Source organism: Erysipelatoclostridium sp. AM42-17 (assembly GCF_003480255.1).
Lineage (GTDB): Bacteria > Bacillota_I > Bacilli_A > Erysipelotrichales > Coprobacillaceae > Faecalibacillus.
Genome location: NZ_QUIN01000020.1, coordinates 15336 through 35153, shown reverse-complemented (window position 1 = coordinate 35153; position 19818 = coordinate 15336). Strand labels below are relative to the sequence as shown.

The window sequence follows — 19818 nt, the reverse complement described above, 5'->3', positions numbered from 1 at the left end:
ATATTCTCCTTCCCTGTTCTTAAAATTATTATAAAAAAGTTTAAATTATAAAGGTATAAGGGATGTCCGCCAAATGTCATTTTATTAAAAAAGTCTTCTAAAAAGAAGACAATTATGTTTTTTGATTATAGATATTGATTAAACCAATTCTTGATTTAACACCTGTTTTTTTATAGATTGATGAAATATATCTTTCTAAAGTACGCTTTGAAATATATAAATGATCAGCAATCATTTGAATGCTGTCTTCACAAGAAACTAAACAATCAAATACTTCTGTTTCTCTAGGTGTAAAAGAAAATTCATTTTGAATTAATGCTAGCCTTTCTTCTTTACTTCGTTCTTTGTTTACTGATGTTATTCTTTCTGTCATCTTATTCCTTTGATAGATATATACAAATGTAATCATGCTTATTAGCACATACAATAAAACAATATAAATAGTCATTTTTATATCAGTATGTAAAGAAACAATTTTTAATGAGTAAGTTGTAAATAAAGCTGCTGTCATGTTATTAAGCGCACGTCCCAACCCTGCCCATAGATCAGGATAATACGTATAATATGACAATTCCATAAAACTGGTTGTAAAGAAAACAACAAAAAATCCGGCTGTCATATAGAAAATAATGAGTCCTATTAAAAATGGTTCAGAAAACTTAAGAACAATAATACATAAGGTAGAAAGTAACATCATACAATACATAACGGGACACATGAACTTTCGGTTTTGAAAATCAAAAATGATGCCTGCAATCAAGCCACTTAATGCTAGTAAAATTCTTGGTAATTGACCAATATCTACCACACCTGAAGCATGCACTAAAGTAACAGCATTATCAAGCGTGCTGAAAACACACGACATTAAAATAATCAATAATATTAAAGAAATCATAACACTTCTAATATTCGAATCATGCTTTTCATTGTATTGATTAAAAGCTTGAGTTTTTTGATTGTTTAATATGATCATAAAAATGAACATCACGATTGATAAAATACATACCTCTACAATCCTAGAAGATACTAAATTATTATTTAAAAACTGAAATATAATTCCTATCATATAAGAAACACCAACAAATCGTGCTAAATACTGACTATTTTGAAGAATATTTGCTGCTTTATAAAAGGTAACACTTCCTAAAAAGCCAAGAGTTAAAAATAAAATAAGCCCTGCTATAAATGTAATTTGATATGATAAATGATTGTAAATAACAAAGATACAAATAATAGTTATTAAAGAAAAAATATAATTTTGATCTTTTCATGTTTTTGTTTAAAAATTCGATTATATATCGGAAATAATAAAAATCCTAAACTACTCATTCCAAGCATACAATTTTGTGCCCATACTGAATGTTTACTTGATGTTGATAAAGAAATCATATCAACAAATAAGTATTCTATTCCTAAAAATAAAAAAGTGAATAAAGCCATCATCAATATTGTAGATATGTATACTTGTTTTTCCTGTTTAATTGTTTGAACTATATCATTCATTTTATTACTCCTTAACTTCTACATCATTTATTACAAATTAACATACTCTAAAATAAAAAACAACTGAAGGCATAAGTTAACCTTCAGTATTATTATCTGGCGTTCCCGAGGTGATTCGAACACCCGACCTACCGCTTAGGAGGCGGTTGCTCTATCCAGCTGAGCTACGGAAACATCTCTTATATCTTAACGATATATAAAGATAAATGCAATCATTTATTTAACCGAAATAACAAATAAAGTCGCGTATTGCGACCTTATTCGTTGATTTCATCAAGTAATTGATTAATTGCTTCAAGATTTTCATTTTTATATGTAGATTTAATTGTTACAGTATTTTGGCAAATATTGATATTTTTCATTGATTCAAGTAAATCTTTCATTACCTTATTAGCGAGTGGTGCCCAAGACCCATTTTCAATTAAACCAACTGTTTTATTTTGATATCCTTTATGTTGTAAACGGTGTAAGAAATCTTCCATTGGACTAAAAATGCCACCATCGTATGTAGCTGCTGCTAAAATCATTTTTGAATATCTAAAAGCATCTTCTATCGCTTCAGCCATATCATCTCTTGTTAAATCTGCAAAAGCAACTTTAATTCCTTTTGCTTTCAACATCTCAACTACTTTTAAAGCCACATCTTTTGTATTACCGTGAATAGAAGCACAAGCCACAAATACACCTTCATCTTCACTTTCATAACGACTCCAAATTTGATATTTATCAATGTAATAACTTAAATTATCTTTAAGGATAGGACCATGCAATGGGCAAATCATTTGAATATCTAAAGCACTTGCTTTCTTCAATAAAGTTTGAACCGGTCCGCCATATTTTCCTACAATATTAAAATAATAACGTCTTGCTTCACAAGCCCAGTCTTCTTCATATAATAAAGCACCAAATTTACCAAAACCATCTGCTGAAAATAGTATTTTTTCTTCTGTTTCATATTCTACCATCACTTCTGGCCAATGAACCATCGGTGCCATAATAAATTTTAAATGATGTTTACCTAAATCTAAAACTTGTCCTTCTTTTACAACCAAACATCTTTGATCGATGTCTTCAATATCAAAAAATTGTAGCAACATAGCTTTTGCTTTCGCACTTAAAACTAATTTAACTTGAGGATACTTTTCAACAAATAGTTGAATATTAGCCGAATGGTCAGGTTCTAAATGAGAAACTACTAAATAATCAGGTGTTCTGTCTTTTAATTCATGCTCCAAGTTAGCAAACCATTCCTTTGTTTTTCTTGCATCAACCGTGTCCATTACTGCAATCTTATCATCTAAAATAAGATAAGAATTGTAACTAACACCATGAGGAACTACATATTGACTTTCAAAAAGATCCAGTGTTGTATCATCCACTCCAATATACTTAACATCATCACTTATTATGACTTTATTCATAAAATACCCCCTTTGTTTCATTATAACACTATTAAATAAATATGTTTAAAATATACTTATGATACTTCGCTTCTTTTTTTATTTTTAGAATAATCTATAAAATCTCTAAATAACATTCTAATCACACAAATAAGTGGGACCCCTAAAAACATACCGATAAAACCAAACATATTGCCAAATACTGTAATAGAACAAATAATCCAGAATGGTGAAATACCAACCGTATCTCCTAAAATAGCTGGTCCCAAAATTAAACCATCAAATTGTTGTAAAGCAAAAATGAAAATAGCACTATAAATACCCGATGCTAAACCATTTGTAAGTAATGCAATAAAAACAACCGGTATCCCTCCAATAAAAGGTCCAAAATAAGGAATCATATTGGTAATAAAAACGATAAAAGCAAGTAATGGGAAAAACTTTAACCCTAATAATCCAAAACCTACTAACGCTATTAAACCAATAATAATAGAATCTATAAATTTCCCATAAATAAATGAACCAAAAATACGATGTGAACGATAAGCATATTCATGAATTAAATTAAGATTTTCTGGTTCAATAAATAGAAGCATAAAACGATCAAAAATACTAACTAATTTTTTGGCTTCAATTAAAACATAAGGGCAGAAAATAAGACCAATCAAAATTGTCATCATTGTACTTCCGGTTTTAGAAATTGTTTTTAATAGAGCACCTGCTTCAACAAATGATGGTGAATCAAAATAATGAATAATCATTCTTTCGCCTTTAATTACAAGATTATAAATCTGACCATGACCAAATGTTGTCAACATAGATGCTTCAAATTCGTCTACATAAGAAGTAATATTCTTCGCTAAATGAATTCCATAATTTACAACTGTTGGTATTAAAAACACCAAAAATAAAGCAATAATAAGAATAAATAATAAAAATACTAATACTGAACTTAAATTATGACTGTGTTTTAATAACCATTTATTATTTGATTTATCTAATCTGTTTTCTAATCCTAAAACTAATGGTTGTAAAAAATAAGCCAATACTGCTCCGATAATCAAAGGTAAAAATGCATTTAATATATATCCAAAAATAGTAACATCAAAAACTTTATAAAATATAGCAACTAAACATAAGACAATGAACAAATAACTATATTTTCTTAACATTTCTTTTTTATTCATAACTGATTCTCCTTGTTTTATTATTATATCATAGCTCCATTCTTAATCAAAATTAAATCCTAAGCATTATGCTTAGGATTTAATAAATAATGATATTTGATAAATAAATAATAACTTAAAGAAAATAAAAATCCACCTAATACATCAGAAAAGTAATGAACTCCTAAATATACACGACTTAAACAAATAAGAAATATAAGAGAATACATCACAATATGGATTATATTTTTATAAGGTAAAGATGTTTGTTGAAGATAGTCATCTAACATACAATAAGCAATCGTTGAAGCCATAGCATGACCACTGGGAAAACTATAATTTGTTTCTTTAACCAAATGATAAATTGGATTTGGTCGTGGTCTTTTAATGAAGGCTTTAATCATATTATTAATGATATGAACTAATCCTAAATGGATTCCATAGAGAATTCCTTTTTTATATTGGATGATTGCTACAACAATTCCCAGTCCTATTAAACAATAAGAACTTCCTAAAAAAGTAATCATTTTAAAAATTTGCGTAAGTACTGGGTTTTGAATAGTATGCAAAAATTGATAGACTTCTTGATCAATTCCTGTGCTAAGACGATAAGTAATGCAAAAAAAATCTAAAAGAAAAGCAATGAATGGTATTAACCACAACCATTGCTTATAATTTTTTGTTAATTCTTTGACCATTCTCTTTAACAATATATGCTGGTACACCAACAACCGTACAATTATCAGGAACATCTGACAAAACGACTGTTTGTGCTCCTACAATACTATTATTACCAATCGTCACATCACCAATCACTTTTGCTCCAGCTGAAATCATTACATTATTTAATAATGTCGGATGACGCTTTACCTTATGTTCACCAGTACCAACACCACCAAGAGTCACCCCTTGATATAAAACACAATCATCACCAATAATCGTTGTTTCACCAATAACAACACCCATACCATGGTCTATAAAAAAACGTCGACCAATCGTAGCTCCAGGGTGAATTTCAATACCTGTAATAAAGCGTGCTAACTGACTTAAAAAACGAGCAATCAACTTAAGATGACATGTTGTCCATAAAAAATGATTAATACGATAAAAAAACATCGCATGTACACCTGGATAGTTAATTACTACATTAAACCAATTTCTCGCAGCCGGATCTGTTTCTAGCACCTTTTTGATTAATCCTTTTTCTTTCACATTCCCACTCCTTGTGTGTATTCTATACAAAATGACATATATATTTCAAGTTATATGCTCATTTTTATTTTATGTTTACATTTTTATAAGTTTAGGCTATTAGAATATAAGAAAAGAACTCATCCCCCATGAGTTCTTTTCTAAACTTGATAGGTTTGACCCCTTCCCCTTATAAATCTATTGATTTATGTCTATCATTATATAAGAATAATAAACATTGTCAATAATTTTGTTTATTTTTTTAAAATTAACTAACTTATTTATGATTTTTACAAAAATATTACATATTCTATTTTGTGTGTATACAATCACATATGAAATTTACTTTTTAACAAATCATAATTCTTCATCAAAATCGTATTTCCTAATTTATTATCAAGACCTATGCGTCTTCCTGGTAGTTGATGATAAATAGCTTTAAATAACTTAGGATCATGTAAAGCCATTTCTTTCCATAATTTAATTTTGCTTGCTTCTTGATTTTCATTAACAAACCAAACCATCGCAATAATAAAGACAACAGATAGATAATGAATAAAATAATGTCTTTGTTTTCTACTCTTTAAAGCATAAACATCAATACTTGTAAATAAAGTCATTAATAAATCAGATATATATTGACTATCATATTGATCATATTGATATGGTTTTTTACCAAAACAATAGAAAGGAATGTTTAAATAATACATTGATTTAACATGAGTTAAAGCTAAATATGACCATAATTCAAAATAATTACCCATTTGTTTAACTTGATGTTGAATTTGTTTTAAAATACTTGTTTTAAAAGTCAATGCCGCATTATTAAACAAAGTCCACTGTGATATTTTTTTTAAAGAATGCCATCCAAATAACGTTTCCGTTGGTAATGTTTTTGCATAAGAATATAGATATTCTTTTTCTTCTGGAATAGCTACTTTATAATTAGTAAGTAACAAATCAAGATTAGCTTGTATACGTATAATATCTCTTAATGTCTCGATAACACTCACTAAAGAAGGTTGATCAAAATAATCTTGACATTGTAATACTTTGAAATAAAGTCCCTCACTGTGATCTATTGCTGCTTCTATGGCAGAATCATAATCACCAATTTTAATCACTTTTATCGTATCTGGATATTCTTTTTCATATTCTTTAGCTATCATATAAGTTTCATCAGTTGAATTTTCATCAACAATAATCACTTCAAGTTCTTCTTTCATTAGTAAACAAGAACTTATACTTTTATGCATTGTTGTTAGTGAATTATGACACGGTATGCAGATTGTTAGTAATTTCATAAATATACCCCCAATTACTTTTATCTTATCATAAATAGGAATTTAGCGCACGACAATATTGCATTTACCCTTATTTTATGATATTTTTATTAGGTATATAAGGAGGAATCGAAATGCATTTCGTTATTAATATGTTTATTGCTTTAGTATGCTTAGCTACAGTTATTTTATTTAAAGAAGTCTTAAAGAAATGGATTCAAGTCATTATTGGTTTAGTTGGATGTGGAACTTTTTCTTATGCTATCGCTATTTTAATTAAAAAATGTGGTGAATGGTTCTCTTGGTGGTCAGGAGATGCACAATATATTAAAAGCAATTTTATCTGGATTTGTCCAATCGTTATCGTTATAACAATTATCATTATATTTATTATTAATAAAAAGAATAAAAAACAAGCGTAACTTCATAGTTACGCTTTTATTAACTATATAAGCCTATACCTTTTCTTTTAGCTTCTTGGTCGGCTTTGATAATAACTGATTTGTATGTATAGTTACATCCATAATCATAAAACTTTTTGCAATAGCCTTGACTGGCTATTTTTTCTTGTAATAAAACATGATCTATAAATACCCATGCCAAAGTTCGATTATACTTATCTTTTTGATTGCCTTCAGGATTGTACTCTAATTCAATGGTTTGCGCATTTTCTAATTGTGTCTTTACATAACGACTTGCCTCTTTACCATAGGGTTCTATTGTTTTGGTTGATTCAGGGGTATCAATGTATAAAAAGCGCACTTTGGTTTTTTTTCCATCTATATTAAACCAAGCAGTATCACCATCTACACAACGATTTAAAGTTACTTCAAAACGTTTTGATGATTCTGTTTGACTTTCACGATACAAATTATAACCAAGCGCACATAGTATAATAAGTGCTCCTAAAAAAGTTTTTGATAATTTTTTAACTTTTGATTTGGGAATTTTCATTTTATTCCTACCGCCTTTTTAGCTAAGCTATCAGCTATTTCATTATAAGTATCTCCACTATGAGCTAAGACTTTTATAAAAGAAATATCTATTTGTTTTTGATATTCTTGTATTTTTTTTACATAGTTGATTGTTCCTGGTTTATTGGCTTTCCATAATCCTTTTGCCCATTTTTCTATTCCTTCATAATCATAATAGATGCAAATATGATGGTAATTATGTTTTATGGCATACTCTATTGCTTTTTGACATCCTAATATTTCTCCTGAGACATTTCTCATTGAAATATATTCTTCAAGGTGTCCTTTACCATAAAGCTGTTGAATAACTTGTTGTCCTTCAATAATAACACAACCATAACCATATTCTTTAGTTTTAATGTTATAACTTCCATCAACATAGGCAAGCAAATCGACTTCACTTAAATTTTCTTTTTTTACTTTTAAAAAATCTTTGGCTTCTTGTAACGAGGCAAATGATTTATATTCGGCACCTGAAAAACCAGATACTTGTTCCTTACACTCATTCCAAGTTTCAAATATTCCTGTTTTCTTTCCTTTTTTTACAGCATAGTATTTTTTCATAGTTACACCTCATTGCTTCATCATACCTAATTTTTTATTGGAAGTAAAGTTCTAATATTTTATTCACTTATAAAAATTGTTATAATAATGATTAGTGAAATGGAGGTTATAAAATGAATATCGAAGAGAGATTTTTAAAATATATCAGTTATAATACTCAGTGCGATGAACATTCATCTACTGTACCTTCTACTTCAAATCAACTTGTTTTTGCTAGAGAACTCGTTAAGGAAATGAAAGAATTGAACATCAGCAATGTTGAATTATCAAAAGAAGGTGTTATCTATGGAACAATCAAAGGAAATGGTGGTAAACAAGATATTATTGGCTTTATTGCCCATATGGATACCAGTCCTGATGCATCTGGTGAAAATATCAAACCACAGATTATAAGAAATTATGATGGAAATGCAATTAAACTTAATCAAGAATTATCTTTAAATCCTCAAGAGTTTCCAAAATTAAAGAAACTAGTAGGTCATGATTTAATCACAACCGATGGGACGACTTTATTAGGTGCAGATGATAAAGCTGGTATTGCTATCATCATGTCCATGGCGCAATATTTGTCAAACCATCCTGAAATTAAGCATAATGATATTCAAATTGCTTTTACTCCTGATGAGGAAATAGGGCGAGGAAGTGATCATTTTGATGTTGATCGTTTCCATAGTCAATATGCTTACACTATAGATGGTGATGAAATTGATGTTTATAATTACGAAAATTTTAATGCCTACAGTGCTCAAGTCAAAATTAAAGGAAAATCTATTCATCCTGGTAGTGCTAAGGGGAAAATGATCAATGCGAGTCGAGTTGCTATCAAATTTGATCAACTTTTATCCGAGTTTATGCGTCCTGAATATACTGAAAAATATGAAGGGTTTAATCATTTGCATCATATAGAAGGTCAATGTGAATATTGTCAAATGGATTATATAATAAGAAATCATGATAAAAAGATATTAGATCAACAAATCAAGCAATTTAATCGTGCTAAAGATTTCTTAAATGAACAGTACGGTTATCATTGTATTGATGTTCAATTTACAGAATCATATCTTAATATGGCAGATATTGTTTTACAACATCCTAAAATTATCGAACGTTTAAAAAATGCCATGGAAAAATGTGGTATTGAAGCACAGGCTCAACCTATTCGTGGTGGAACAGATGGTGCCTTGTTAACATATAAAAACTTACCATGTCCAAATATTGGTACTGGTGGTGGCAATTTCCATGGTCCATTTGAATATGTTTCACTAACAAGTATGAAAAAGGGAGTTCAATTATTAATTGAACTCGTAAGGGAATAAGTATGAAAAAATGTTTATTTATTATTAATCCATCATCAGGTCAAAATATTTTACAAAATAAATTAGACCAACTCATTGGTAAATTAGTTCTTCAAGGAATTGTCAATCATGTTGACGTTTTTTATACCCAAAAGAAAAATGATGCGTACTATAAAGCAAAAGATACTGATGAAAAAGATTATGACTTTTTCATCAGTGTTGGTGGAGATGGCACTTTAAATGAAGTTATCAGTGGGATGGTAGATAGTCACAAACATATACCTTTATGTTTGATGGCTGCCGGTACTGTCAATGACTTTGCTAATTACTTAAATTTGCCAACTGAAGTTGATGCCATTATTTCGATGATTAAAAATTTTAAAACAATAAAAAGTGATGTTGGTAAAATAAATAATCAATATTTTATTAATGTAGCTGCTGGAGGTATGTTTAGTGATATCTCTTTTACTGTAAGCAAAGAGGATAAAAAGAAATTCGGTCCATTAGCTTATTATGTTAATGGTCTATTAAATTTACATAGTCAATTAAAAACAAACTTAGAATTAGAAATTGAAGCTAATCATCAAACACTTCATCTAGAGGCTTATATGTTTGCTATTACAAATACCAATCGTGTCGGTGGCTTTGATGGATTGATTCCATATGCTGATATTTGTGATGGCAAATTGGATTTAATGGTTGTTAAGCGTTGCAGTATTACTGATCTCATTGCTTTGTTTAAAGATTATTCTTTTGGTAAACATGATAAAAGTCCATTTATCGAATATATACAAACTTCTTCAATGAAAATATCTTGTTTAAATCAAGATGTGATTATTGATATTGATGGTGAACAAGGTAGTCATTTACCCGTCACCATTGAAAATGTCAGTCAAGCTATTACACTATTAGTACCATAAAAAAGGAGAAATTACTATGCACCCAAAATTACATTTATCACCAAATAAGAATTGGTGTAATGATCCTGTAGGATTTATTTATTATCAAGGACAATATCATCTATTTTATCAGTATTTCCCTTATGGTTGTACATGGGGAACGATGCATTGGTATCATGCTGTATCTAAAGATCTTGTTCATTGGCAAAATCTAGGTATTGCTTTATATCCTAGTAAATATTATGATGCCAATGGATGTTTTTCAGGTTCAAGTATTGAAGTAGATGGAAAGATGTACATTTATTATACATCTGTTAAATATTTACAACCTAACCCTGAAAATATACATAAAACTTTAAATGATGCCTTTGAAGCAAGTCAAAGTATGCTAATTAGTGAAGATGGCATCCATTTTGATAATATTAATCAAAAAAGACTGATTATTCCAGCCTTTAAAGAAAATGAAATTGGTCATCCAACACATACCCGTGATCCTAAAGTATGGTTTTATAACGGAAAATATTATATGGTCATAGTAAGTAAATATTTTGACGAGCACAATCATGGGCAAGGGCAACTCTTATTCTATACTTCTGATGACGCTATAAATTGGTCTTATCAAAATAATTATCGTGGAGTTCAATTAGGTGATATGTGGGAATGTCCTGATATTTTTACGGTTAATCAACAACAATTACTGATTATGTCACCCGAAAGAACTGAAACACACGGTTATCCTAGTCATACTCGAATTACAACATGCTATTTCAATCATGAAAATTGTACAATGAGCCAGTTAGGTGAACTTCGTTTCTTAGACTATGGTCGTGATTTATATGCTCCACAAACCACACTTGATCAAGATGGTAATAGAATCTTTGTTGGTTGGATGCGTATGCCTGTAAAAGATCAAGGCGACTGGCGTGGTTTATTTACAATGCCAAGAATTATAGAATATCATGATAATCACATTTATACTGATGTACATCCAAATATTAAAAATCAATTTATTGTTGATACTCAACAATTTGACTATCAAAAACCAACTATGATTCATGTTTGTTTAAAACACGGAGATTCTATCAATATTGGTGGTTATGTATTAACTTATCAAGATTGCTTATTAGCAAATAGAGAGAATGTATTTATTGATTGTGATGAGGATGTTGATTTAATTTGTCAAACTCCTCCTATTGACTATTGTGAACTTGATATATATATTGATCAATATATTATTGAAACATATGTTAACCATGGATATTATGTTTTAAGTCATATTGTTTATCATTTAGATAATACAATCCAATGTAATTGTAAGTACGAAATAAAAACGGTTAAATAATTTAACCGTTTTTTACTTGATGATAAATTTTTTCTAATTGTTCACGTGGTACCTTTTGTAATAAAGTATATAGGAAGCGATATTGACAGCTTTCCTTTAGAAAATTCTTTAATATTTTATGAATACGATGACCTATAAATAGTAACAAAATAAGGGAAAGTATTTTAATAATGATTGTTAAATAACTCATCTTTATCCACACTATTGCACTTATAAAAATAAATAAATCAATGATAATCATCAAAATCATACAATTATTTGTATACCTTCGATTAAAATAGTTTTTTACTTCTTTAACTGCCTGATCATCTTTTAGGTAGTAACCAATTGTTTTGAACAACTGATGATTATCATGAATATGTCTTTGAATATAATCCATTATCTTTTGACTATCATCTTGAAAATCAATCATAACATTATCTCCTTTAGTAATTTCTATTCATCTTCATAAGGTATAACAATGGCACATATAATGTAAGCTAAGATACCACTTCCACCTACACATACAAATAAAATCCAGGCAAGTCTTACCAATGAAGGATCTATATCAAAATATTCAGCTATTCCTCCACAAACACCGCATATTTTTTGTTCCCTTCTTGATTTATATAATCTTTTCATCTCATAACTCCTTCGCTTTCTCTATATTCTCTATTTATATTAAATAAATGTATGAACATGACTTTTAACATAATATATGTCTTCTTACATTATTTGTCAATGTATAAATAATAAACCTCTTTAATTAAAATTATTAAAGAGGTTTATTGTTCAAATATTTATTTTTTTACTTGAATATAATTGAAAGTCGTAACAACAACAGGTCTTTGAATAATTCCTTGTTTCTTTGGATTTAATAATGTTGCTGTTCCTTTTTCAAATACGGGGATAACTGCGTAATCATCCATACAAATCTTTTCTGCATCTTGCATTGCTTTCCAACGTTGCGTATTGTCAGTTAAAGTTTTAACTTCATCCATTTTATTATTATATTCTGTACTAGAATATTTACCGTAGTTATTTGAATTATTTTCCAATAATAAGTTAAGGTAAGTTGTTGGATCACTGTAATCTGGTCCCCAACGTGTTAAAGCTATATCATAATCACCATTTTTTTGTTTATTATAAATACGATCTTGCTTTGTTGTAGCAACCATATCAATTTTTAATCCATTTAATTTAGTAAATGCGTTTTGTAAATATGTTGCCATTTGATCCATTGGAGATTCATCAGTTCCATATGTTAAACTTAATGTAATATTATTAACACCTAATTCTTTTAATCCTGCATCAAAATACTGTTGTGCTTTTGTCATATCATAACCAGTATATGTAGGTGATGAAGCTCTAAAATCATTACCTTTATCATCAGTTGTTAATCCTGAAGGAATAAATCCTTTAGCAGCAAATGATCCATCTTTTAATACATTATCACAAAAATCTTCACGATTAATTGCATATGATAAAGCTTTTCTAATATTACTATTAGCTAAGTATTGATTTTTAAAATTAATTGATAAGTAAAATAAATAACCTTCTTTAAAAGTACGATAATCTTTTTTACCTTTATATTTATCAACTAATTCTGAATTAATAGTAGCGTAATCAACTTTTCCGCTGTCATAGTTTGTAGCTGCAACTTTAGGTTCAACTACTAAATTAAAGACAAGTTTATCTAATTTAATGTTTTTAGCATTCCAATAATCCTTATTTTTCTCATATACAGCTTTGCTACCAGGATTCCATGTTTTCATAACGAATGCCCCATTAGATAAAATATTTTTAGGACTCTTACCATATTGGCTACCTTGTTCCTTACAGAATTTTTCATTTATTGGATAATAACAAGGAAATGCCATCAATTCATCAAAATATGAGATATATCTTGTTGTTTTTACTTCTAAAGTTTTTTTGTCAATAGCTTTAACACCAAGTGTTTTCAAATCCTTATCAGTAATTTTTTCCTTATCCTCTTGCTTTTTCACTAATTCATCAGCACCGGTAATTGATGCTGCATCGCTACTGAACATATAAGCATAATTTCCGTTATTTTTAAATATTCTACGCCATGCATAAACAAAATCATTAGCGGTAACTTCATCCCCATTTGACCACTTTGCATCTCTTAGTTTGAATGTATGTGTCAAACCATCTGCGCTTACCGTATGTTTCCTTGCTATTGCATAAATCGCTTTCCCATTTTTATCTGCTGACATAAGACCATCAATACATGCATGCATTGCCATAAATGACATTCCATCATCAGCATCAGATGAATCTAGATTTTTAATATCTAATTCACTAGCATAAGTAAATGTTTTTTCATTACTACTTGACTTCCCACATCCCGTTAATGTAAAAACCATAATCATTGACAAAATTATCGAAATTACTTTTTTCATATTTCCTTTCCCCCCCTTTGTATAAGATTGTATACAACCTTATGTTGACATTATTGTTGCACACACATTACTATTTGTCAATATATTTTTATTACCTTAATATTTTTTTATCATTAATAAAAACAAAAAAACATGGTTAGACCATGTTCTTTATTGTTTTGTCCATTTTTCAAATTCTTCATCAGTAGCAAGTACATAGTGAGTACCACCAACATGATGCTCAGTTCCAACAGTATAATCTACATCGCTTTGGTCATGATCATAAGTTAATGACTTACGTGTTTTTTCAACATGTGGGTTAGGAACTGGAATAGCACTTAATAATGATTTAGTATATGGATGAATTGGGTTAGAGAAGATTTCTTCAGTTGTTCCTGTTTCAACTAAATGTCCTAAATGTAAAACACCAATATGATCCGAAATATATTTTACCATTGATAAGTCATGAGCAATGAATAAAAATGAAGTATTGAAATCTTTTTGAATTTTCTTCATAAGATTAACTACTTGTGCTTGGATAGAAACATCTAAAGCCGAAATAGCTTCATCGGCAATAATTAAATCAGGATTCATAATTAATGCTCTCGCAATACCAATACGTTGTCTTTGTCCACCAGAGAATTGGTGTGGATAACGATTAGCATGTTCTTTAGATAATCCTACTAACTCTAAAATATCATAAACTTTTTGTTCACGTTCTTTTTGTGAACTATATGAATGATGAATATCTAAACCTTCAGCAACAATATCCATAACTTTTTTTCTCGGATTTAAACATGCCATTGGATCTTGGAAAATCATTTGCATTTTAGTTCTTAACATACTGATTTCTTGTTTAGACATTTTACCTGAAATATCTTGTCCATTAAAGATAATTTGTCCATCAGTAGGTTTATATAAACGAATAATACTTCTCCCTGTTGTAGATTTACCTGAACCAGATTCACCTACTAAACCATAAGTTTCACCAGGCATAATTTTAAATGAAACTCCATCTACTGCTTTAACAGTAAACTTACGACTTATTTTAAAGTATTGTTTTAAATTTTTAACTTCAAGAATAGGTTGTTTTTCTTCCATCTTATTTGCCTCCTTTTTCCATCTTTTCTAAACGTTTTTTTAGTGCATGAGGCATTTCAATTTTTGGTGCATTAGGATGCATTAACCAACTTGCAACTTTATGAGTAGTTGATCCAGGCACTTCAAACATAGGTGGTTCAACTCTTAAATCAATATTTAATGCATATTGATTACGTGGAGCAAAGGCATCACCTTTAACTGGTACTGCTAAGTTAGGTGGTGTACCAGGAATTGTATATAATTCAGGATCATTTGTATCTAAATCAGGCATTGCTGATAAAAGACCCCAAGTGTATGGATGACGAGGATCGTAGAAGATTTCATCAATTGTACCTGTTTCAATAATTTTACCAGCATACATAACATTGACATAGTCTGCTACTTTAGCAACAACACCTAAGTCATGTGTAATGTAAATAACTGATAAATTCTTTTTCTTTTGGATATCTTGAATTAATTCTAGAATTTTTGCTTGAATTGTTACATCTAATGCAGTAGTAGGCTCATCACAAATTAACACATATGGATCACATGATAAAGCAATAGCAATAACAATACGTTGTCTCATCCCACCAGATAATTGATGAGGATAGTTTTTCATACGTTTTTCAGCATCAGTAATTCCTACTAATTCTAGTAATTCTAAAGATTTTGCATAAGCTTCTTCTTTTGATTTACCATAATGATAAATCATTGGTTCCATAATTTGTTTACCAATAGTCATAGTTGGATTCAATGAAGTCATTGGATCTTGGAAAACCATCGCAATCTTACGACCACGAATTTCTTTTTGCATTTGTTTTTCATTTAATTTAACAATATCCTCAGTTCTCACTTCACCAGTATTTTCATCATGCCAAGTATATTCAATTGAACCACTATCAATTGTACCATTATTAGCCATAATACCCATGATTGCTTTTGTTGTAACTGATTTACCTGATCCAGATTCACCTACAATAGCAATTGTTTCACCACGATATAAGTCTAAATTAACACCACGAATTGCATTAACTGTTCCACTATCTGTTTTAAATGAAATATTTAAATTTCTAATTTTTAATATTCTTTCTCTTTCAGCCATGATTACATCTCCTTCATAGTTGGATCAAGAGCATCACGTAATCCATCTCCAAATAAGTTAAAACTTAACATTAATAATGAGAAAATCACTACCGGAATCATCATCATATATGGATAAACTAAGAATGAGTTAAATCCATCATTAATTAAAGTTCCAAGTGATGCAAGAGGAATAGGTAAACCTAAACCTACGAATGATAAATATGCTTCATAGAAAATAGCATTAGGAATTGACATCATAACCATGATAATCATTTGACTATAAATATTTGGTAAGATTTCTTTAAAAATAATGAAGAAATCACTTGCACCTAAAGTACGTGAAGCTAATACGAATTCATCTTCTTTTACTTTTAAAACTTGCGCACGGGTAATACGTGACATACCAATCCATTCAGTGAATGATAAAGCTAAAATAATTGTAAATAAAGAAGATTTCATTACCATTAATAATAAAGTTAAAACGACTAAAGTAGGAATAGAGTTAATAATTTCTTGAATTCTTTGTAAAACAGAGTCAACCATTCCACCAAAATAACCAGAAATTAAACCATAAGTAATCCCTACAACAACATCAATAAAAATTGCAACAACTGCAATAAACAATGAATAACGTGTACCAGTCCAAATACGAACCCATAAATCACGCCCATATGTATCTGTACCAAACCAATGTTTTGCACATGGTCCAATATTTTTCATACTTGTATCAATAGCATCAAATTTCCAGCTAGAAAACATTGGTGCAAAAATAGCAAGTAAAGTAATAATTAAGATAACTGCACATCCAATAACAGCACCTTTATTTTTACAAAAACGTCCTAAGGCATCTTTCCAAGCAGGTTTAGCTGGAGAGACAACATCTTTAGTAATATCTTGTTTGTCACCGACTAATTGAAAGTCATCATCTAAAAATTTAATATCTTCCATTACTAATCATCCTTTCCTAAACGAATTCTTGGATCAATAATACCATAAGAAACATCGATAATTAACATCATGAAAATGTACATAACTGCATATAAGAATGAACATGCAAGAATAACATTATAATCAGATGCTTGAATACTATTGATTAATAATTTACCTAATCCAGGTACACTACAAATCTTTTCAACAACCATAGTACCAGTCATTAAATTGACTAAGATTGGTCCTAAGATTGTAATAACTGGAATTAATGCATTACGTAATGCATGTTTGAAAATAACAGTTTTACCATCTAACCCTTTAGCTTTGGCTAAAGTAATATATTCACTATTTAATACTGAAATCATTTCAGTTCTTGTAAAACGCGCTACATTGGCAATAACACCTACTGATAAAGCCAAAACTGGCATAATTGATGAATAAACAACTTGTGATTCATCATACATCGTAGGAATAAGCTGTAAATCTGCAGCGAAGAAAATCAATATAAATAATGCAAATACAAATGAAGGGATAGAAACTCCAATTACAGAGATAACAGTTGCAAGGGTATCCCAGATAGTATTTCTATGTAATGCAGCAAACACACCAAGTAAAATACCGATTACAGAACCAATAATAACTGCACAAATACCATATGCAAAAGAAATTTTAGCTGCATCTCCTACAAGAGAACTAACTGGCATATCTTTATAAAGGTTCATTGAAACCCCAAAATCTCCAGTTAACATATTTTTAAAATAATTGACATATTGAACAATGAGTGGTTTGTCCAATCCATATTTTGCCTCAATAATAGCCCTTTGAGCATCACTCAATTTTTCGTTATTAATTGGTGATCCTGGTAGGAACCTAACCATGAGGAATAATACAACAGAAATAACAAGTAATGTTGCACATGAAATCAACAAACGCTTACCAATATATTTTAGTGTTGATTTATTCATAATATCCTCCTTTTCTTATTAAAGATAAACACAATATAGAAACTATATTGTGTTTACCCAAATCATTTTCTTTTTTAAATAACTTATTTGATATCAACATAGTTGAATGTATAAGGAACACCAACAGCTTTTTGAACTAAGTTTTTAACTTTAGGATTCTTTAATGCAGCAGCACCTTTTTCGAATACTGGGATAAATGCATAATCATCCATTGCAATTTTTTCAGCTTCAATCATTTTTTGCCAACGATCTTTAGCATCACTTGCATCAGTAACTTCATTCATTTTTTCTTCATAAGCAGCATTTGAATACTTACCATAGTTATTTGCGTTACCGTCTAATAATAAGTTTAAGTAAGTAGTTGGATCTGCATAGTCAGGTCCCCAACGAGTACAACAAATATCGAAATCACCATTCTTTTGTTTGTTGTAAATTCTGTCTTGTTTAGTTGTAGCAACCATTTCGATTTCAAGACCATTTAATTTACTAAATGCATTTTGTAAATAAGTAGCCATTTGATCCATTGGTGACTCATCAGTACCATAAGTTAATCTTAATTTGATTTTACTTACACCTAATTCTTGTAAACCTTTATCTAAATATTCTTGAGCTTTAGCAGCATCATATGATACTAAAGTTCCAGCTTCTTCACGGAAGTCTTTTCCATCTGGGCTAGTTGATAATCCACTAGGAACATATCCTGTAGCACCTTTAGAACCATCTTTTAATACGTTATCAGCAAAGTCATCTCTGTTAATAGCGTAAGATAATGCAGTTCTTACATTTAAGTTTTGTAATTCTTTTGTTTTGAAGTTTAAGCTTAAATAGAATAAGTAACCTTCACCAAATGTTGTATAAGCTTTATCTTTTTTGTATTTATCTACTAATTCAGAGTTGATTGTAGTGAAATCATTTTTACCACTCTTGAAGTTAGTAGCACCTACTTTAGGTTCTTGAACTAAGTTCATAACTAAAGTATCTAATTTAACTGCTTTTTTATTCCAATATTTATCATTCTTTTTGAAAGTAGCTTTGCTACCTGGTGACCAAGAATCCATTACGAATGCTCCATTTGATAAAATGTTTTTAGCACTCTTACCATATTGATCTCCAGCTTTTTCACAGAATTTTTGGTTAATTGGATAATAGCATGGGAATGTCATTAATTCTTCAAAGTAATCAATTTTTCTAGTAGTAGTAACTTCTAATGTTTTGTCATCTACTGCTTTAACTCCCATTGCATCATAATCGCTATCAGCAACTTTTTCTTTGTTAGCGATTTTTTCCATGATTTCATCAACACCAGTGATAGCTGCACCGTCAGTACCTAACATATAAGCATAGTTACCATTGTTTTTAACAATTCTATGCCATGCATAAACGAAATCTTTTGCTGTTACAGGGTCTCCATTAGACCATTTAGCATTTCTTAATTTGAAAGTGTGAACTAATCCGTCATCACTTACAGTGTGATCTTTTGCAATAGCACCAACGATATTACCGTCTTTATCAAGACCCATTAAACCATCGATACATGCATGTAATGCATCAAATGACATACCATCATCAGCATCAGATGAATCTAAGTTTTTAATATCTAATTCACTTGCAAAAGTAAATGTTTTTCCTGCACTTCCTGAACCACCACATCCAGCTAGTGTAAGAGCCATTAATGCACATAGCATTAACGATAATAATTTTTTCATAATATTCTCCTCTTTTCCCCTTCTAGTTGCATAAATGTATACAATCTAATTTT

21 protein-coding genes and 1 tRNA gene are annotated in these 19818 nt (G+C 29.6%); 4 read left to right on the top strand and 18 right to left on the bottom strand.

Translation table 11 applies throughout. The features are described from left to right. Nucleotides 1-112 precede the first annotated feature (112 nt). The 8 genes from DW911_RS08265 to DW911_RS08230 all read right to left on the bottom strand — a co-directional run bounded on the left by DW911_RS08265 (nucleotide 113) and on the right by DW911_RS08230 (nucleotide 6564). Nucleotides 113-1066, bottom strand: a complete 954-nt coding sequence (locus DW911_RS08265; RefSeq protein WP_118607697.1) for a helix-turn-helix transcriptional regulator — start codon at nucleotides 1064-1066, stop codon at nucleotides 113-115. A 173-nt stretch (nucleotides 1067-1239) separates the two neighbouring features. Beyond that, a complete protein-coding gene (locus DW911_RS08260; protein ID WP_118607696.1) occupies nucleotides 1240-1503 on the bottom strand; it encodes a hypothetical protein in 264 nt (87 codons plus the stop codon). Between the two features lie 97 nt (nucleotides 1504-1600). Next, nucleotides 1601-1677: transfer RNA gene (locus tag DW911_RS08255), tRNA-Arg, on the bottom strand. A gap of 83 nt (nucleotides 1678-1760) precedes the next feature. Then, a complete protein-coding gene (locus DW911_RS08250) occupies nucleotides 1761-2924 on the bottom strand; it encodes an FprA family A-type flavoprotein (RefSeq protein WP_118607695.1) in 1164 nt (387 codons plus the stop codon). A 56-nt stretch (nucleotides 2925-2980) separates the two neighbouring features. Continuing rightward, entirely contained in the window at nucleotides 2981-4090 is a 1110-nt protein-coding gene (locus DW911_RS08245) for an AI-2E family transporter (RefSeq protein WP_118433223.1), read from the bottom strand. Nucleotides 4091-4149: 59 nt separating this feature from the next. Beyond that, a complete protein-coding gene (locus tag DW911_RS08240; protein WP_158568213.1) occupies nucleotides 4150-4767 on the bottom strand; it encodes a phosphatase PAP2 family protein in 618 nt (205 codons plus the stop codon). Next, nucleotides 4739-5281: a serine O-acetyltransferase gene (gene cysE, locus DW911_RS08235; protein WP_118433219.1), complete on the bottom strand. Its 543-nt coding sequence runs from the start codon at nucleotides 5279-5281 to the stop codon at nucleotides 4739-4741. The genes DW911_RS08240 and cysE overlap by 29 nt, the downstream gene beginning before the upstream one ends. A 308-nt stretch (nucleotides 5282-5589) precedes the next feature. Next, nucleotides 5590-6564, bottom strand: coding sequence for a glycosyltransferase family 2 protein (locus DW911_RS08230; RefSeq protein WP_118433217.1), 975 nt, complete (start codon nucleotides 6562-6564; stop codon nucleotides 5590-5592). Nucleotides 6565-6677: 113 nt separating this feature from the next. Between DW911_RS08230 and DW911_RS08225 the strand changes: the two genes are divergently transcribed. After that, a complete protein-coding gene (locus tag DW911_RS08225; RefSeq protein WP_118433215.1) occupies nucleotides 6678-6965 on the top strand; it encodes a hypothetical protein in 288 nt (95 codons plus the stop codon). A gap of 19 nt (nucleotides 6966-6984) precedes the next feature. Here the strand turns inward: DW911_RS08225 and DW911_RS08220 are convergent, their stop codons facing one another. After that, entirely contained in the window at nucleotides 6985-7497 is a 513-nt protein-coding gene (locus tag DW911_RS08220) for a thermonuclease family protein (RefSeq protein WP_118433213.1), read from the bottom strand. Continuing rightward, nucleotides 7494-8081, bottom strand: a complete 588-nt coding sequence (locus DW911_RS08215; protein ID WP_118433211.1) for a ribonuclease H1 domain-containing protein — start codon at nucleotides 8079-8081, stop codon at nucleotides 7494-7496. The genes DW911_RS08220 and DW911_RS08215 overlap by 4 nt, the downstream gene beginning before the upstream one ends. A gap of 113 nt (nucleotides 8082-8194) precedes the next feature. On the opposite strand from DW911_RS08215, the gene pepT reads away from it, so the two are divergent. Genes pepT through DW911_RS08200 form a run of 3 tightly spaced genes read left to right on the top strand, consistent with a single transcriptional unit; the run spans nucleotide 8195 to nucleotide 11617 of the window. After that, nucleotides 8195-9397, top strand: a complete 1203-nt coding sequence (gene pepT, locus DW911_RS08210; protein WP_118433209.1) for a peptidase T — start codon at nucleotides 8195-8197, stop codon at nucleotides 9395-9397. Nucleotides 9398-9399: 2 nt separating this feature from the next. After that, a complete protein-coding gene (locus tag DW911_RS08205) occupies nucleotides 9400-10296 on the top strand; it encodes a diacylglycerol/lipid kinase family protein (RefSeq protein WP_118433208.1) in 897 nt (298 codons plus the stop codon). Nucleotides 10297-10312: 16 nt separating this feature from the next. After that, on the top strand, nucleotides 10313-11617 hold the full coding sequence (locus DW911_RS08200; RefSeq protein ID WP_118607694.1) for a glycoside hydrolase family 32 protein: 1305 nt from the start codon (nucleotides 10313-10315) through the stop codon (nucleotides 11615-11617). 1 nt (nucleotide 11618) lies between these two features. On the opposite strand, the gene DW911_RS08195 is transcribed toward DW911_RS08200, so the two are convergent. From DW911_RS08195 to DW911_RS08160, 8 genes are all read right to left on the bottom strand, one after another. Next, the gene (locus DW911_RS08195) at nucleotides 11619-12029 is read right to left on the bottom strand and encodes a hypothetical protein (RefSeq protein WP_118433204.1); all 411 of its coding nucleotides are present in this window, start codon (nucleotides 12027-12029) and stop codon (nucleotides 11619-11621) included. Between the two features lie 23 nt (nucleotides 12030-12052). Next, entirely contained in the window at nucleotides 12053-12238 is a 186-nt protein-coding gene (locus tag DW911_RS08190; protein ID WP_118433202.1) for a PspC domain-containing protein, read from the bottom strand. A gap of 158 nt (nucleotides 12239-12396) precedes the next feature. Then, nucleotides 12397-14019 carry a peptide ABC transporter substrate-binding protein gene (locus DW911_RS08185; RefSeq protein WP_118607693.1) on the bottom strand — a complete coding sequence of 541 codons (1623 nt, stop codon included), beginning with the start codon at nucleotides 14017-14019 and terminating at the stop codon, nucleotides 12397-12399. 150 nt (nucleotides 14020-14169) lie between these two features. Further along, entirely contained in the window at nucleotides 14170-15099 is a 930-nt protein-coding gene (locus DW911_RS08180; RefSeq protein WP_118433199.1) for an ABC transporter ATP-binding protein, read from the bottom strand. Between the two features lies 1 nt (nucleotide 15100). Then, nucleotides 15101-16183: an ABC transporter ATP-binding protein gene (locus DW911_RS08175; protein WP_118433197.1), complete on the bottom strand. Its 1083-nt coding sequence runs from the start codon at nucleotides 16181-16183 to the stop codon at nucleotides 15101-15103. A 2-nt stretch (nucleotides 16184-16185) separates the two neighbouring features. Further along, nucleotides 16186-17112: an ABC transporter permease gene (locus tag DW911_RS08170; protein WP_118433195.1), complete on the bottom strand. Its 927-nt coding sequence runs from the start codon at nucleotides 17110-17112 to the stop codon at nucleotides 16186-16188. A gap of 2 nt (nucleotides 17113-17114) precedes the next feature. Beyond that, complete coding sequence (locus DW911_RS08165) at nucleotides 17115-18059, bottom strand: ABC transporter permease (RefSeq protein ID WP_118433193.1); 945 nt, start codon at nucleotides 18057-18059, stop codon at nucleotides 17115-17117. Between the two features lie 83 nt (nucleotides 18060-18142). After that, complete coding sequence (locus DW911_RS08160; protein ID WP_118433190.1) at nucleotides 18143-19765, bottom strand: peptide ABC transporter substrate-binding protein; 1623 nt, start codon at nucleotides 19763-19765, stop codon at nucleotides 18143-18145. Nucleotides 19766-19818 lie beyond the last annotated feature (53 nt).